General features: G+C 30.3%; 14 protein-coding genes and 1 other annotated feature. Of the genes, 3 read left to right on the top strand and 11 right to left on the bottom strand.

Features of this window, described 5'->3' with window-relative positions; translation table 11 throughout:
- Positions 1–11 precede the first annotated feature (11 nt).
- From prdB to prdR, 5 genes are all read right to left on the bottom strand, one after another.
- A complete protein-coding gene (gene prdB / locus ACUSRV_RS09630) occupies positions 12–737 on the bottom strand; it encodes a D-proline reductase (dithiol) protein PrdB (protein ID WP_490141736.1) in 726 nt (241 codons plus the stop codon).
- A gap of 20 nt (positions 738–757) precedes the next feature.
- The gene (locus ACUSRV_RS09625; RefSeq protein WP_490141735.1) at positions 758–1,027 is read right to left on the bottom strand and encodes a CBO2463/CBO2479 domain-containing protein; all 270 of its coding nucleotides are present in this window, start codon (positions 1,025–1,027) and stop codon (positions 758–760) included.
- 28 nt (positions 1,028–1,055) lie between these two features.
- Positions 1,056–2,957, bottom strand: a complete 1,902-nt coding sequence (gene prdA, locus ACUSRV_RS09620) for a D-proline reductase (dithiol) proprotein PrdA (protein ID WP_490141734.1) — start codon at positions 2,955–2,957, stop codon at positions 1,056–1,058.
- 18 nt (positions 2,958–2,975) lie between these two features.
- On the bottom strand, positions 2,976–4,262 hold the full coding sequence (prdC, locus tag ACUSRV_RS09615) for a proline reductase-associated electron transfer protein PrdC (protein WP_490141733.1): 1,287 nt from the start codon (positions 4,260–4,262) through the stop codon (positions 2,976–2,978).
- 263 nt (positions 4,263–4,525) lie between these two features.
- Complete coding sequence (gene prdR / locus ACUSRV_RS09610; RefSeq protein ID WP_490141732.1) at positions 4,526–6,322, bottom strand: sigma-54 dependent transcriptional regulator PrdR; 1,797 nt, start codon at positions 6,320–6,322, stop codon at positions 4,526–4,528.
- A 483-nt stretch (positions 6,323–6,805) separates the two neighbouring features.
- Here prdR and ACUSRV_RS09605 point away from each other — a divergent pair, with 483 nt between their 5' ends.
- Entirely contained in the window at positions 6,806–6,970 is a 165-nt protein-coding gene (locus tag ACUSRV_RS09605; protein WP_490141731.1) for a hypothetical protein, read from the top strand.
- A 37-nt stretch (positions 6,971–7,007) separates the two neighbouring features.
- On the opposite strand, the gene ACUSRV_RS09600 is transcribed toward ACUSRV_RS09605, so the two are convergent.
- Positions 7,008–7,703, bottom strand: coding sequence for a 4Fe-4S double cluster binding domain-containing protein (locus ACUSRV_RS09600; protein WP_490141730.1), 696 nt, complete (start codon positions 7,701–7,703; stop codon positions 7,008–7,010).
- A gap of 205 nt (positions 7,704–7,908) precedes the next feature.
- Here ACUSRV_RS09600 and ACUSRV_RS09595 point away from each other — a divergent pair, with 205 nt between their 5' ends.
- Together ACUSRV_RS09595 and ACUSRV_RS09590 are read left to right on the top strand one after the other, a co-directional pair.
- Positions 7,909–8,112, top strand: a complete 204-nt coding sequence (locus ACUSRV_RS09595; protein WP_490141729.1) for an alpha/beta-type small acid-soluble spore protein — start codon at positions 7,909–7,911, stop codon at positions 8,110–8,112.
- A gap of 147 nt (positions 8,113–8,259) precedes the next feature.
- Entirely contained in the window at positions 8,260–8,793 is a 534-nt protein-coding gene (locus tag ACUSRV_RS09590; RefSeq protein ID WP_490141728.1) for a DUF4364 family protein, read from the top strand.
- Between the two features lie 4 nt (positions 8,794–8,797).
- Here ACUSRV_RS09590 and ACUSRV_RS09585 read toward each other — a convergent pair whose 3' ends face one another.
- The 5 genes from ACUSRV_RS09585 to ACUSRV_RS09565 form a co-directional block, all read right to left on the bottom strand.
- A complete protein-coding gene (locus ACUSRV_RS09585; protein WP_490141727.1) occupies positions 8,798–9,664 on the bottom strand; it encodes a YncE family protein in 867 nt (288 codons plus the stop codon).
- A gap of 115 nt (positions 9,665–9,779) precedes the next feature.
- Positions 9,780–11,075, bottom strand: coding sequence for a bifunctional folylpolyglutamate synthase/dihydrofolate synthase (locus ACUSRV_RS09580; protein ID WP_490141726.1), 1,296 nt, complete (start codon positions 11,073–11,075; stop codon positions 9,780–9,782).
- 79 nt (positions 11,076–11,154) lie between these two features.
- The gene (locus ACUSRV_RS09575; RefSeq protein ID WP_490141725.1) at positions 11,155–13,821 is read right to left on the bottom strand and encodes a valine--tRNA ligase; all 2,667 of its coding nucleotides are present in this window, start codon (positions 13,819–13,821) and stop codon (positions 11,155–11,157) included.
- A gap of 52 nt (positions 13,822–13,873) precedes the next feature.
- Positions 13,874–14,083: a binding site (T-box leader), on the bottom strand.
- 48 nt (positions 14,084–14,131) lie between these two features.
- Positions 14,132–14,926 (bottom strand): polysaccharide deacetylase family protein, encoded by a 795-nt coding sequence (locus tag ACUSRV_RS09570; protein WP_490141724.1) that lies wholly within the window; start codon positions 14,924–14,926, stop codon positions 14,132–14,134.
- Positions 14,927–15,077: 151 nt separating this feature from the next.
- The gene (locus ACUSRV_RS09565) at positions 15,078–16,472 is read right to left on the bottom strand and encodes a [Fe-Fe] hydrogenase large subunit C-terminal domain-containing protein (RefSeq protein WP_490141723.1); all 1,395 of its coding nucleotides are present in this window, start codon (positions 16,470–16,472) and stop codon (positions 15,078–15,080) included.
- Positions 16,473–16,475 lie beyond the last annotated feature (3 nt).

The raw sequence follows: 16,475 nt of genomic DNA, 5'->3' as shown, positions 1-16,475 counted from the left end.
TTATTATTTTATTATACGTTTGCTACATACTCATATGGTAATGGAACTATTTTTCCAGCAGACGGTATAGCTATTAATTGTTTTAATGTATCTCTTAATATATTTGTTTGCATTTCTATATTGTTTGGTTCACCAGCATTTGCACCCATTGGTACTAATGGAGCAACTGCTCTAGGAGTACCATTTTGTCTAACTACTGGAGGTAAAGCTGCTACTATTATTGTAGGTATACCAGCTTCCTCTATCGCTCTCTGCACGATCACGGCAGATCTATGGCAAGTACCTCAGCCAGCAGTTAAGACACAAGCGTCTACGCCTTCTTCTTTTAATTTTCTAGCTATTTCTGGACCAGTTTCGTTAGTAAACTTATCTTGGTCTCCTCCACCACCCATGAAACCAAAGTGCATTGGAGCAACTTCTTTTATAAATCCTGCCTGAGCTAACTCTCTTAATCTGTCTATAGGGAACATACAGTTTATATCTTTGTTAACATCCCCATTGTCATACCCACCATGAGATACCATCATTTCAGATACCGGAGCATCCCCTGGTATTTCTCTATATGAGAAATCTCCTGCTAAGTTAAATCTTTTATCGCTTTTCATGTGAACACCAGCAGCTGTAGCTAAAGCTATTTTCATATCTTTCAATTCTTTAGTCACAGGAGTCCATACCGGTGGAGGTGTTATTGGAACAAATATTTCTGATTGAAGTCCTTTTATTGATGTAAGGCTCATGTTTACATCTCCTTCCTGTATTATTTATTATTTTCTTGTTTGCGTCTATTGTTTTCTTCTATTATATCAGCGTATTTCTTATTTGGTTCAGGTCCTAAAACCTCAGGATAACTCATTACAAATCCAACTTCTTGACCAAGCTTTAATTCATAATCAGTTATAAGCATTCTCTTAGGCATCTTGAATTGTCCAAGTCTACCTTTAAGGTCTATAGTTACTCCACCATCGTTGATTTCAACTATAACGCCTTCATACATTCTTTCAGTTGATATATATCTCAATCTGTCCATAAGGTATCACCTGATTTCCCTTAACTTATTATTTATTGTCTTTTTCGTATATTTCTTTTCTCTTTTTACTCATTGGTAATACTTGTTCATTTTCAACTAATTCTATTTTTGAACCAGTTGCTTTTTCTATTAACTCTACGTTGTTTAACTTAACATTGCTATTCCATTTTCTTTCTGCAGGCTTAACTTCTTCTCCAGCCATAACAGATTTAACCATAGCTAATGCTCTTATAGCATCTTCTTTACATAAAGTGTTATTTGATAATACTTCATTTTCTATACCATATTTAGACTTGTTGTTGTCAACCATATACTTCATAAACTCATTACCAACAACTAGAGCACCTTGAACAGCTGAGAAACTCATACCAACAACAGCTATATGTCTCTTTCCTATTTGTTCTATATGAGAAGCGAAATCTATATGGTTATTACCAAATCCTTCTGTAGTAACTATAGCACCATCAACACCCATAGCTTCTATCATCATACCTAATCTCTTAGATACATAGAATTTTTCAGAGTTAACTTGAGGTGATCCAACAAATATTACTCCTACTAAATCTATTTCAGGATCATTCATAGCTTCTATTACTAGTGGCTCTCTATAGTAATGTCTAGAGTTTTCTTTAGAAGCAGGTCCTATACATGTTAATGCATGTATACCACCATCTAATACTTCAAGTGGAGATAATACTACTGGAACGTTTCCTAAGTCAACGTTTGGTTTAGCTCCTAATGTACCTACAGGTTCAACTGGTAATATTAAGTTGTCATGCATTGCACCTTGACCCATTATTTCTTTTACTACAACAACTCTCTTCTTACCTGGTCTTCTGTATTGTACTATTTCTTCAGTGTTTACTACTAAAGATTCTTCAGCTTGCTTTAAAGCTTCTCTTATTTCTTGAGTTATATAGTCTGAAGCTTTGTGAGCAGCTAGTGGACCTGGTCTTTCCATGTTAGTACCAGCTTTTATTATTACTTCAGTTTTTATGAATATATCGCCTTTGTCAGGAGCACCTGGTCTTCCCCACATTATATTTGTATCTAATTCACCTTCAGATGAACCGAATTCACCTATTTGAACTCCATTTTCATCTGTACCTGTTACCATAACTATAACACCATCTACTACTCTTGTTGTTCCTTCTCCTAATTCTCCTACTTCTTTAGTAGCTATAGGTTGAACATCCATTATAGTTTCACTATAAGTGTTGTATTTATCTGGAGTTATTATTTCTACTTTCATACTTACTACTAATTCTTCTGAATCAACAGCTTCTTTGCATATTTCTTCAGGAGTTCTTATATATAATGTAGTTCCTTCTATCTTTGTTTGTGGACCAAATTCTACTTTTTCTATTTTGAAATGTTTTTTAACTAAGTTTCTTATTGGCTTAGCTATTTCGTTTTCTACTTTAACTTCATTTGCAACTTCTGCTGGAGTAGCTACAGTATTAGCAACAGTTCCTTGAGCTGGAGCCATACCCATAGCTGGAGCTATAGATAAAGGTATTTCTAAGTTTATATCTCTTCCTTCACCTATATGTATTTTTATAGTTTGACCTCCAAATGATGCCACTGATGCTACTGGTGCTACAGGAGTTACTGAATTTACCATTTCTACCATATCACCATTATCTACTTTTACTTCTTCCTTAACTTCTTCAGTTCCTTGTACTGCATCTAAATATTCAGCAGTAAAAGGAGTTAAAGCGTCTATAGTTTTTACTAACTTAGCACCTAAAACTTGACCTATTTTTAAGCCATTTTCAGGTATTTGTAATAGCCCAGAATCCTCTAAATCTGGGAATATAGCTGGATCTTCTAGATTAGATGCATCTATTACTATTCCAGCTTCAAATCTACAGCAAGACACCGCTGGATCTTGAGCATGAGCCTTAGCTGTTTCTGCAGTTATTGACATATGATTTACCTCCTTGTGCTATTTTTTTCTTCTATATAATTTATGTCCGGCAGCTCTTAACACATGGTCTGTGCTGTGATATACAGGCATCCCTAACCTAGGGGCCACATTCATGACTGTGTTTGTTCAGTCCTCACAACCACCCATAATTACTGCCTGAGCTCCCTCACTTTTTAACTTGAGACATTTTTCTGCTTGACCAGGACATATTCCCGGCTGATCGCATCTATATCTCCCATTTACTTCTACCATTCTCTTACATTTTGTTTCTGATACTACTTCTGCACCCATAGCATGTGCTATTTCCCTTAATCTTGGTTCTTCAGCTCCACACTCACAGGCAATAATACCTACTTTTCTTATTTCATTTGGGAATGGCATAGCTACTAATATTCCACCAAGAGTTTTAGTTATAGGGCTTTCTTCTTCACCATGTCTTCCAGTGAAAGGTCCTCCTAAAACTATCTCTCCATGTGGCTCAACATAACCGCCACATTCATCTATATAGTGTTTAATAGACATACCTATTGGTACATTTTTAAATATCTTACCATGATTTTCTGCACCCTTAACTCTTCCACCTATTGTTATATCTTTTGTTATAACAGGTTTTCTATCTTCTATAGCTTCAACTATGTTTTTTATAGTTTCAACGTTAGATACAACAGAATTTGCTTCAAGAGGAAGTTGTCCTGGTTGCAATGTTATTCCTAACAATTCTCTTATGATAACTCTTTCATCTCCAGCAGGATACATATCTGGTAAGTATTTTATTTCTATGTTGCTTTCGTTTTTGGAAGCTTTTCCTAGTGCTATTATTGCTTTTTTATACTTAGGCTTTATAGCTATATAAGCTTTAGAAGCATTTGTTATTTCCATCATATATTTTAATCCCCTTACTATTATTTCAGGGTTTTCTTCCATTACTACTACATTGTGATTTAAAACAGGCTCACATTCAGCTGCATTTGCTATTATGCATCCACCTTTTAAATCTACTTTTAATTTTATATGTGTTGGAAATCCAGCTCCACCAGCACCTACAATACCAGCTTCTTTTATTGCGTCTAGATAATTTTCTGTTTCTTTTATCTTTACATATTCATCAGGCTGACTTTCATCAGCTTCTATAGTTATTGCACTTTCGTCTATATTTACTACTTTTCCATATACACTTGAATGTATATTTGCTCCTAAGCCTTGAGGTTGTGCTATAAGTTGACCTTTTTTAACACTATCACCTTGGCTAACTATAGGAGAACAAGGTGCTCCAACATGTTGTTTTAGTTGTATTGATATTTTCACTCAGTTCACCTCCTATCACTTTAGTTTACACTATATAATATAGCAACTTTCATGCCAACTTAATAATTTTTGTTATTTTTTTATAAATGTTTTTTTGAATAATTGGAATCACTAGTATAGAGTATGTCTATTTTTATAAATATAAATTCATTTTATTTTATATTTTTTCTAGTTATGTCAGATTATTGACACTTTTATTTTTGTATACAATGTAAACTTTGTTACTTTTATGTCGAAACTTGTAATTTGCAATTGTCCCTTTTTTATTTTTGATAATTATTCATCGCGTCAGTTTTTAAACACATGTCAGTTTTTTGTCGCTCAATTTTATACAGTTCCATTTTGTAGTATAGTGTACTTCTAGGAATATTCAAAAGTTTAGATGCCTTAGCTTTATTTCCTTGTGAAATTTCTAAAGCTTTTTTTATTCTATCTGTTTCCAATTGCTCTATTGCCTTATTTAGATCTAGTGGATATTCTTGCTTAGAACTTACATCTTTTATACTTTTTAGTATATAACTTGGTATAATTTCTTTTGTTATAATATCTTTTGTACATAATACCACCAGATGTTCTATGGTATTTCTCAGTTCTCTTATATTTCCCTTCCATTTATAGTTTTCCAATATATCTAAAACTTTATTATCTATTTTTAAAATAGGTTTATTATTTTGTTTACATATTTCTTTTAAAAAATTATGAATCAATATTCCTATATCTTCTTTTCTTTCTCTTAAAGGAGGAAGATCTATTTCCACAACGTTCAATCTGTAATATAAATCTTCTCTAAATTGTTCATCGTTTACCAGTTCTTGTAAGTCCTTATTTGTAGCTGATATTATTCTTACATTAATTGGTATACTTTTTTCTCCGCCAATTCGTCTTACTTCTTTTTCTTGAAGAACTCTCAATAATTTAGCTTGCATGTGCAGAGGTAAATCTGCTACTTCATCTAAAAATACAGTTCCTTCACTGGCAAGTTCAAACATACCCATTTTTCCCTTTTTATTAGCTCCAGTAAAAGAACCTGGTTCATATCCAAAAAACTCACTTTCAAATAGTTCATTAGGTATTGCACTACAGTTTACAGCTATAAATAATCCGCATCTCTCACTATAATCATGTATAGCACGTGCAAAAACTTCTTTTCCTGTTCCACTTTCACCATATATAAATATACTACTACCAGTCTTTGATACTTGTTGAGCTATTTCTATAGATCTTTTTAAGCCTTGACTTTTACCTAAAATATTACTAAAGCTATTATTTGATATTTTTTTCATTTCATTCTCTAAAAATTTTAAAGTATTATTAGCTTTCTCCAATTCATTTGATAATTTTGTAACCTCAGTTACATCTAACTCAGTACAAACCGCACCTAATAACTCCCCATCTATAAATATAGGACTAGCGCAAACTAAACTATCTACATCTTTTCTTGGGGATTGAAATACATCACTTACAGGTTCTTTGGTTTTAAGCGCCTTAAGAGATATAGCATTACCAAAAAATTCATACATAGACTTTCCAACTATTTCAGATGAGTTTATATCGTACATTTTTTCCATTACCTCATCCCAAAATATAACTACTCCATCGCTGTCAATAACAGAAACTCCTTCTTTCATACTTTTTATTATATTATTAAGCGCCTTACTAGTTCGCTCTAGTCCCATATAAAAATAGTCTCTTATATGCTCTTGTCTTATGACACCTATGACTTCATCATTTTCTAAGATGGGAAGAATACCTATTTTGTGTTCCATCATTATATTTCTACATTCCATTAAATTGGCAAATTTATCTATAGATATTACTTCACTTATCATAATATCCTTAATTAAATTTTTTTCTTTATTTCCATGTTTTTTATATTTAGATATATCTGTCATTGATAATAAACCTATCAGCTTATTATATTCATTTACTACAAATACTTCTCTTAGGTTATTTTTAAGCATTTTTTCTATTGCATCATCTATATTTTCATCTTTGTTTATTGTTATATATCGCGTAGACATTATATCTTTAACGATTTTTTCATTAGTTAGAAATAACATTTTCTCCCTCCTATAATTCAAAATCTTGTCCTATTTTATTTATCCATAGTAAGTATTTTCATTATTTCCTGGCTCTTTCAAAAGCAACAAGATTAGTCACCATTCTTTCCAAATAGTCTTTATTTAATAAAATTATATCATAGTTAATCATATAAAAAACTGCCGATAAATTTTATCGGCAGTTTACTATTTTTTATTAGCTATTTCTATTATATATATGGGAGTCTTTTTATATGTAACTGTATTCATTATATTTTTTACTCCAAAAAAGCAAAAAACTAGTATCGTTAATGATATACATAATAACAGTAAGCTCAAAATTATTCCTTTAGCCCTATAAATAAAAGATTTCATCTTCAACCCCCTACTCATAATTTATTACAAAAATAAATCCACATTAAAAATCTATTTAAAATTATTTCAAAAAATTACTACAAAATTAAAATTTTTAAATGGGCAGATTAATATTAGGAGGTGATTTATATGTCAATTATAAGAAGTAGTTATGACAACGTAAATGGAAAGCGAATGGAAACAGGGAGAGTTACTATAAAGCTAGATACAAGAAGTTATTGGAGAGAAGCACATAATATACACGAAGGTATAAGAAAAGATAAAAAGTTAAAATTTACTAGAAAAGTCAAATAAATATATATAAAGGCTTCCTTTTATAGGAAGCCTTACATTACCTTTTTAATATATTTTTTCCTTTAGGACAATTTTTTATACATATACCACAAACAGATCCTCTGCCTATATGATAATAGTGATTATTCATATGAGAAGAACATGCTTTAGGATCATATATATCTTCTCTAGTTTTACTATTATCCCAATTAACACCTTTAATTGCAAATGCAGGACATAACTTTGTACATATATTACATTCTCCACATTTAGATTCAGAAATAGGATTGTCATATTCTAGCGGCATATTCGTTAATATAGTTCCTAGTCTAACCCTAGGGCCAAATTCTTCAGTTACAAGTAATGCACTTTTTCCTATATAACCTACCCCGGATAAGGTAGCTACCATTTTATGGGACAAAAGGGCTTTATATTCTCTTTCTTCTTTCTTGTCATTTATAGATTGAGATGAAGGAATGGCTATGGCTAAATATCCCATTTGTTGAATCTTCATAGTTATTTGCAAAGTTATTTGATCTATAAACGTATTTACGGTTCTATAATGATGATAATAAGTATGGGTAGGCTCATTTTTTATATGACTAATTGTCTCATCAGACAATCTTATAGCTATACTTATACCACTCTTTAAATGAGATAGATAATCAGGCAAAAACTTATCTATATTTGCAAACCCAACTTTAGCAGCCCCTAGATTTAATATATATTCTTTTAATTCAATACTTTTGTTCATAATATCACTTCTCCTTTATAGCCAAAGGTTAAACATAAATTATATTATATATGTTTATTAACATCAATAGAAATAATTTTTCAATACTTTCCTTAAATTTCCTAAAATTTTTATGTATAGATAGTTATAATGAGGTTATATTAATATTAACAACATCACAAGATGTTGTTAATAAAAAAAGACATCTACTAAGGAGGCGTTTACTATGGCAAACAGAAACCAAAAAGTTGTTCCAGAAGCTAAAGCTGCATTAAATCAAATGAAGTTAGAAATAGCTAATGAATTAGGTTTATCTAATTATGAACAAGTAGATAAAGGTAACTTAACAGCTAGACAAAACGGTTATGTAGGTGGATATATGACTAAAAAGTTAGTTGAAATGGCTGAAAGACAAATGTCTGGGAAATAGTAAATAGACATCTATGGATTATCGCAAAAAGAAAGGCTGCCCTAAGGGTAGCCTTTTTATGTGCATAAAAATACATAAAAACCCACTTTTAATTTTACAAATTATAGTTTAATATATACATAGATACATTTTAGAGAGGATGATAGTATGTTTGAAAATTCATCTGAAGAATTAGCTTCCAATAAGCTTTTAATTTTATACATATTAGATAAAATTAAAATGGATTTAACTAATTCTCAAATAACCCAACTTATAATGGAAACAGAACTTATGAATTACTTTTCTCTTCAAGAATTTTTATCTCAACTTATAGAATCCAATTTTGTACAAATTTATAATGAGTCTAATAAAGAATTATATTCTCTAACAACTAAAGGTATTCAAGCTCTAGAATATTTCTTAGGAAGAATACCTCAGGATATAAAAGATAAAATAGATATATATACAATACAAAACAAAGATCAAATTCTAAATGATACTCAAGTTAAATCAGATTTTATTAAAGTAAGTGATAACGAATTCATAGTAAGTCTAAAAGTTATTGAAAATCAAACAAATCTTATAGACTTAAATTTAAATGTTTCTTCTAATAAACAAGCTAAGCTTATATGCGATAACTGGAAGAACAACGCTTCACATCTATATGCAGATATAATACAACTTTTAATTAGTGCCGACTAAGAGCTTACATACATATTATTGTTGTAGGCTCTTTTCCCACTTTAATACTTTTTACAAAATCATAACTTTCAGTTTCAAATACCTTTATATCATTTTCTAGCGTATCCGATACAAATATATATTTCTTATCTTTAGATATCTCAAGTCCTTGAGGATTTCCACTTATTCCAATTTCATATTTTATATTATAGGTGTCACAATCTATTACTTTTATATCTTTATCTAATAAATCTGTTACATAAATTTCACCTTTATTATTATTTAAGCATATCTCTACTGGAAATCTAAATTTATCTATTATTTTTTTTACATTTAAATTTATTTTATCTAACACTACTATTTTTCCATCTAGTGTAGATGCATATATTAAATCATTTAATTCATCTATTTTTATATGCCATGGTTTAAAGTTAAAACTAACTTTATTATCTACAACTTTATTCACTACATCTATTGATAATATAGAATTATTACAAGGTACAAATAATCTATTTGTACCTTTATCAAATGCAAAACCATGAGGCATATTATCAACACAAATTACCCCTATAGGAAGTAAGTTATCTTTATCAACTATGTAAATACTGTTAGAATCCTCATTAGATATAAATATTTCATTATTACATAAAGCTATCTGACTTAGATTTCCTCCTATCGATACACTATCTACTATTTTATGTTGATCTATATCTAGTATGTATAAAATTCCATTAAACGAACTCGGAATATAGAATAATTTATCCTTAGGATTTATGCAGAAATGGTGCGGATAAATATTTTCATCTAAGAATACTTCTTTCTCAACTTCTAGCTTTTCATAATTTATTACACTTATACTTTTAGATGTATAATTAGAAACAAATATTCTCAACTTTCCATCCTCCCTCTCAATATGTTAAACTATATGTACTATACTAATATATTAGATACTGAGCTTGTTTAATTCCTTAAATGTAAAAAAAGGTGGATAATATCCACCCTATATATTATTTATTTTTTATAATACTTCTAACTGCGCCTATCATATATAAAGATCCTGCACTTATTATAACTTCATCTTTATGTGAATTTTTTAATGCATAATCTACAGCCTTTTCAATACTATCTAACGCTATAACTTCTTTATTATACTTTTCTATTTTTTCTTTTAATTCTTCAGGATTTAAAGCTCTTGGATTATCAGGCGTAGTAATTATAATCTTATTACATCTAGGCATAAGTATTTGTAACACAGAATCTACATCCTTATCTTTTAACATACCTATTATTAAGGTTATATCTTTATCTTCAAAGTGCTTATCTATAGATTTACCTAAAGAGTTAGCTCCATCTTCATTATGAGCACCATCTATTATAAATATAGGATCATCTTGTAATTTTTCTATTCTTCCAGGCCATCTAGTTTCGCTTAACCCCTTAAATATATCTTCATCAGATATATTTAAATTATATCTATCTTCTAATAAACCTATAACATTTAATGCCACTACAGAATTGTTTATTTGGTGTTCTCCTATTAAGCATATCTTCACATTATTATATTCTTTATCTAATACCTTACAGTTAAATATTTGAGATTCAATTGTAGATTTTACAATTTCTACACTTCCAGTGTCTGCTATTATGTACTCTGCATTTTTATCATTGCATACATCCTTTATAACATTCTGAGCTTCTACTTCCTGTGGATGTATAACTACTAAACCATTTTCCTTTATTATTCCAGCTTTTTCATAAGCTATTTTTCCTATTGTATCTCCAAGCACATCTATATGGTCTAAACTAACAGGTGTTATAACGCTTACTAAAGATTTATTTATAATATTAGTAGCATCATATCTCCCTCCCATTCCAACTTCCAAAACAACATAATCTACATTTTGTTTGTAATAATAATAAAAAGCCATAGCTGTAACTATTTCAAATTCAGTAGGATAACTATATCCTTCACTTACCATTTCATCTATTTTATCTTTTATTAAAGTAATTATAGACGCTACTTCTTCTTCTGGAATATTATCTCCATTCACTCTTATTCTTTCTGTAAATGTTTCAAGATAGGGTGATGTATACAAACCAACACTATATCCTGCAGTTTGTAATATCTTTGTTATAAATGAACAGGTTGAACCTTTTCCGTTAGTTCCTGCAACGTGTATTATATTTAAATTATCTTGAGGATTTCCCAAAACTTCCAAAAGCTTTGATATATTACCAAGACCTAATCTTACCCCAAATTTGTGGGTTTCCTCTATATACCTTAGTGCATCTTCGTACGTCATCTTAAAATCTCCCCCATTTATCCTTATGATTGAAAAAAGTGAATATACAGCTATGCCATATATCCACTTTAATTATACACTATTTTAGCTTAGATTTTAAGTTATCTAATCTTTCTAATACTGAATTCATCATTTCTTCATATTTTTCTTTTTTTGCTTTTTCTTCTTCTATTAATTTATCAGGAGCCTTAACTAAGAACCCTTCGTTTGAAAGCTTTCCAGTAACTCTTTTTAATTCTCCTTCTAACTTAACTCTTTCTTTTTCTAATCTTTCGATTTCCTTAGCAAAATCAACTAATTCATCAAGTGGTATATATATATTAACACCTTCTATAACAGTACTTACTGCATCAGAAGGTATATTAGAATCATCACTTAATATTTCAACACTTGAAGCAGAAGCTAAAGTTACAAAATAATCTCTACCTTGTTCTATAGTTTCTAATTTCTCAGCTGTTGGAACAATTATAACTCTTGCCTTTTTTGAAGGCGGAACATTCATTTCTGCTCTTATATTTCTTATATTTCTTATTCCTTCCATTAACAATTCCATCATAGATTCTTCTTTGATCATATTATCATTTTCTGTATATGTTGGCCAAGAAGATATAACTATACTTCCTTGTACTGTTGGAAGATGGCTGTATATTTCTTCTGTTATAAAAGGCATATGTGGATGAAGTAGTTTTAGTATCTTTTCAAGTACATATGTTAATGTGTATAATGCAGTCTTTTTAGCTTCTACATCATCTTGATATAGTCTAGGTTTTACCATTTCTATATACCAATCACAGTATTCAGACCAAGTAAAATCATATACTTTTTGAAGGGCCATACCAAGTTCGAATTTTTCCATATTTTCTGTTGCTTCTTTTACAACATTATTAACCCTTGATATTATCCACTTATCAGCTAAAGTTAAGTTATTAGATACACTTTCTCTATTTACATTTTTTATTATTTCTTCATCTATATTCATAAATACAAATCTAGATGCATTCCAAAGCTTATTTGCGAAATTTCTAGCTGATTCCACCCTTTCCATATGGAATCTCATATCATTCCCTGGAGAGTTTCCTGTAGCTAATGTAAATCTTAGTGCATCCGCTCCATAAGCTTCTATTATTTCTAATGGATCTATACCATTTCCTAATGATTTACTCATCTTTCTTCCTTCTGAATCTCTAACTAAACCATGTATTAAAACATGCTCAAATGGTATTTCATCCATACAGAACTTTCCGGCAAATACCATTCTAACTACCCAGAAGAATATAATATCGTATCCAGTAACTAATACGTTTGTTGGATAAAAATAGTCAAGTTCTGGAGTTTTATTTGGCCACCCTAAAGTTGAAAACGGCCATAATGCAGAACTAAACCAAGTGTCTAATACGTCTTCATCTTGTTTAAATGCATTGCTGTTACATTTAGGACATTTATCTGGTCTTTCTGTTGATACAACTATTTCTTCGCAATCTTGACAATAATATGCTGGTATTTGATGTCCCCACCATAACTGTCTAGATATACACCAATCTCTTATATTCTCTAACCAATGTAGATATGTTTTTTCAAATCTTTCTGGTACAAATTTAACCTTTTCTGACTTAACAACATCTATTGCTGGTTTTGCTAACTCGTCCATTTTAACGAACCATTGTTTTGATAATCTAGGCTCTATTACCGTATGGCATCTATAACATTCTCCAACATTATGATTATGATCTTTTATGTTTAATAAATATCCGTGTTCTTTTAAATCTTCCACTAATTGTTTTCTACAATCATATCTATCCATATCTTTGTACTTACCAGCTTTTTCGTTCATCGTTCCATTTTCGTTCATAACGTTTATTTTTGGTAAGAAGTGTCTTTGAGCTATTTCAAAGTCATTAGGGTCATGTGCAGGTGTTATTTTAACTGCACCAGTACCAAACTCCATATCAACATAATCGTCTGCAACTATCTCTAATTCTCTTCCAACTAATGGTAGTATAGCATTTTTTCCTATTAACTTTTGATATCTTTCGTCATTCGGATTAACCGCTATAGCAACATCACCTAACATTGTCTCAGGTCTTGTTGTAGCTACTTCTATATATTCATCACTATCTTGTATAGGGTATTTTACATGATAAAAATTACCTTCATGCTCCTCGTGCTCAACCTCTGCATCTGACAAAGTTGTTTTACAATCTGGACACCAGTTTATTATTCTATTCCCTCTATATATATGCCCCTCTTTATACAACTTTACAAAGAATTCAGTAACTGCTTCATTACATCCTTCGTCCATAGTAAATCTCTCTTTTGACCAATCACAAGAATCACCTAATTGCTTCATTTGGTCTACTATTTTTCTACCAAATTCATTTCTCCAGTCCCAGGCTCTATTTAGAAATTCTTCTCTTCCTAATTCATACTTAGACTTACCTTCTTGTTCTCTTATTCTTTCAACCACTTTAACTTCTGTAGCTATACTTGCATGGTCTGTTCCCGGTTGCCATAATGTTTCATATCCTTCCATGCGCTTCCATCTTATAAGAATATCCTGTAAAGTATGATCTAGCGCATGACCCATATGTAGTTGACCCGTTATATTTGGTGGGGGAAGCATTATAGTAAACGGCTTCTTATCTTTATTTACATTCGCCTTAAATAAATCTTGTTCCAACCACTCATTATATAATCTCTTTTCAAAATCCTTAGGGTCATAGGTTTTAGGTAAGTTAGTTTTTTCCATATTAAACCTCCTATTTAATAGTTTTTTGCAATAAAAAAGAGCCTTTCGCACTTGTAAGGACGAAAAACTCGCGGTACCACCTTAATTCCAGAAAAACTGGCTCTTTATAGATATAACGACTCTCGCCGTCTAAGCCTACTGTTACTTCAACTTAGAAGCTCCAAAGCTACCTTCTGTAAATCATCGCTTAGAAAACCTTCCAACCTAGGGTCTTCCTCTCTGTAAGTTGTATTTACATACTCCTCTTTTTCATAGCTTTTAAATATATTTATTTATATAATTATATATATCCTTCTAATTATTGTCAATATTAATTATTTTCAAAACTATTTAACCAATAATTTTTAGGAATTTCTTTTTCATTTATTTTCATAAATACATAACCATTATTTTTATAGTAATTTATTATCTTATCTAACGCTTGTACTGTTTGATCTTTTTCATGCATCAATAAAACTATTTCATCTTTTCCCTTTGAATAAATTTCTACGTTATTTATTATCTTCTGAGAACTATTTTTCCAATCTTCAGTATCTAAATTCCAGTCCCATATTTTATACTTTGATTTTAATAGCGCCTTATATGAATCAGTTGGCATATATGGTTTGCTTCCATAAGGGAGTCTCATGATACTACTATTGATTCCTGTTATATTATATAGTGTTTCCTTACATATATCAAACTCTTCTACAGTGTGATTTGGATTTTTATATAATTTATGAATGTCATGAGTGACACTGTGAAATGCCGGAGTATGTCCATTATCTACTATATCTTTTACTTGTTCTGGATAACTTTTCATATTCCCATCTATCATAAAAAATGTAGCTTGAGCATCGTTATTTTTTAATATTTTTATTATTTCATCTGTATATTTCGAAGGGCCATCGTCAATTGTAAGATATACTATCTTTTCAGGTCTAGGTTTTGGACCTTTTTCATTATTATCTATAGATGCCTTTATTAACTTTGTCAATGTATTGTTAGCTAATTGTCTATCGTTTATATTATAATTATCGTATGATAAAGAATAATTCTTTGCTGTATAAAATAACCCCCAAAAAATCAAAAGAAAAACTCCTATTAATTTTATTTTTTTATTCATTACCGATAATCCCCCTGAATATATTTCATAATACAGTATTAGCTTACCATTTTCATCAATAATCGACAAGTTACAGTTTTGTAAGTAATCTTATTAAACTATAAAAAGCTAGATAAGTTTATCTAGCTTTTTATAGTTTGTTATTATTTATTTATATGAATTTCCTTCTAAATATGTCCGATGTTTCTTCTTTTTTATTATAAGAATCTAATGATTCTATTTTCTTTATTCCTAACGATGTTAAAAATTGAGCTACATTTATATTATCAAATGGAGTTTTCATAGAGGTTTCATTAGAGTATTCATCTACATTCTTAGTTCCCTCTTCTACGCTTATATTTCTTCTAGGACCACCTACGCATCCACCTATACATCCCATGCCTTCTATAAATGTAGCATCTACTTCTCCACTTATTAGTTTTTCCAAGCCTTCCTTGCATTCTTTTGCACCATTAAATGCTATCGCTTTAAATGGTATATCATTATCTATACTTTTTACTGATATTTCTATTGCCTTACTTACTCCACCAACTCTCGCGTAAGTTCTTCCAGAAAAGGAAGCTTCTACTCTATTATCTTCTTCCATGCTTTTTACGTCTATTTCTAATGCATTAAATATCTCTTCTACTTCTTTAAATGTTAAAACAAAATCAACTGCACCTTTTACATCATCAAGGGTAATTTCTTTCTTTTTAGCTGTACAAGGCCCTATAAATACAACCTTGGCATTAGAGTCTATTACTTTTATAGCTCTTCCACATGCTATCATTGGTGAAACTGAAGGCGACACGTTTTCTACTATCTGTGTGTAGTTCTTTTGTATCATACTTACCCATACAGGGCAGCAGCAACTAGTTATAAAATATTTTCCTTCACTAGTTTTCATATGATGATGGTATTCATAGGATTCCTTAGCAGATAGTATATCTGCAGCTAGTGCTACTTCAATCATATCTGTAAATCCCATATTTTTAAATGCAGATCTTATTTTTCCAGGTGTAGCATCTTTTCCAAATTGACCTATATATGCAGGTGCTACAATAGCATATACAGGTACTGTTTTATCTTTTAACATGTTTATAATAGGAACAAACTCTATCTTGTCTGATATGGCCCCCAAATTACAATTACTCATACAGTCTCCACAACCACTACAGTTATTATTTTCATTACATTGCATATGTTTATCTCTTACATTACATCTTTCAATTCCATCTTCAGTTATAGACAACTCTGAACAATTTTTACAAGCATCAGTTATAACTGTTATTATGGGGTCTGATATTTCATTTAATAATGTAGCTTTTTTCGCTAATTCCTTTAAACTTTCATCTTCATGTAAATTATTTATAGGGTCTAGTCCCATAACTATCTTTATAAAGTTTTTTAATATAGCTCTCTCATTTTCATCTTTTATATCTTCTCCTAGTATTTTATCTGGCAATTTGTCTATTTCTTCTATCTTATCTTCCCAAAGTAGTTTGATAATATGGTTAAATATTCTCATTTTATATTTTTCTAATCCATTATCTATTATTTGAGACATACA

This window comes from Sporacetigenium sp. TC11 (assembly GCF_058146105.1).
The sequence above is the reverse complement of the archived record's forward strand: the minus strand, read 5'-3'. Positions and strand labels throughout refer to the sequence as shown.

Coding starts and splice junctions, on each gene's coding strand:
- prdA (WP_490141734.1), bottom strand. CDS start 2,957: ATGTCAATAACTGCAGAAACAGCTAAGGCTCATGCTCAAGATCCAGCG.
- ACUSRV_RS09605 (WP_490141731.1), top strand. CDS start 6,806: ATGTCAATTATAAGAAGTAGTTATGACAACGTAAATGGAAAGCGAATG.
- ACUSRV_RS09625 (WP_490141735.1), bottom strand. CDS start 1,027: ATGGACAGATTGAGATATATATCAACTGAAAGAATGTATGAAGGCGTT.
- ACUSRV_RS09580 (WP_490141726.1), bottom strand. CDS start 11,075: ATGACGTACGAAGATGCACTAAGGTATATAGAGGAAACCCACAAATTT.
- prdR (WP_490141732.1), bottom strand. CDS start 6,322: ATGTTATTTCTAACTAATGAAAAAATCGTTAAAGATATAATGTCTACG.
- ACUSRV_RS09565 (WP_490141723.1), bottom strand. CDS start 16,472: ATGTCTCAAATAATAGATAATGGATTAGAAAAATATAAAATGAGAATA.
- ACUSRV_RS09590 (WP_490141728.1), top strand. CDS start 8,260: ATGTTTGAAAATTCATCTGAAGAATTAGCTTCCAATAAGCTTTTAATT.
- ACUSRV_RS09575 (WP_490141725.1), bottom strand. CDS start 13,821: ATGGAAAAAACTAACTTACCTAAAACCTATGACCCTAAGGATTTTGAA.
- ACUSRV_RS09570 (WP_490141724.1), bottom strand. CDS start 14,926: ATGAATAAAAAAATAAAATTAATAGGAGTTTTTCTTTTGATTTTTTGG.
- ACUSRV_RS09600 (WP_490141730.1), bottom strand. CDS start 7,703: ATGAACAAAAGTATTGAATTAAAAGAATATATATTAAATCTAGGGGCT.
- ACUSRV_RS09595 (WP_490141729.1), top strand. CDS start 7,909: ATGGCAAACAGAAACCAAAAAGTTGTTCCAGAAGCTAAAGCTGCATTA.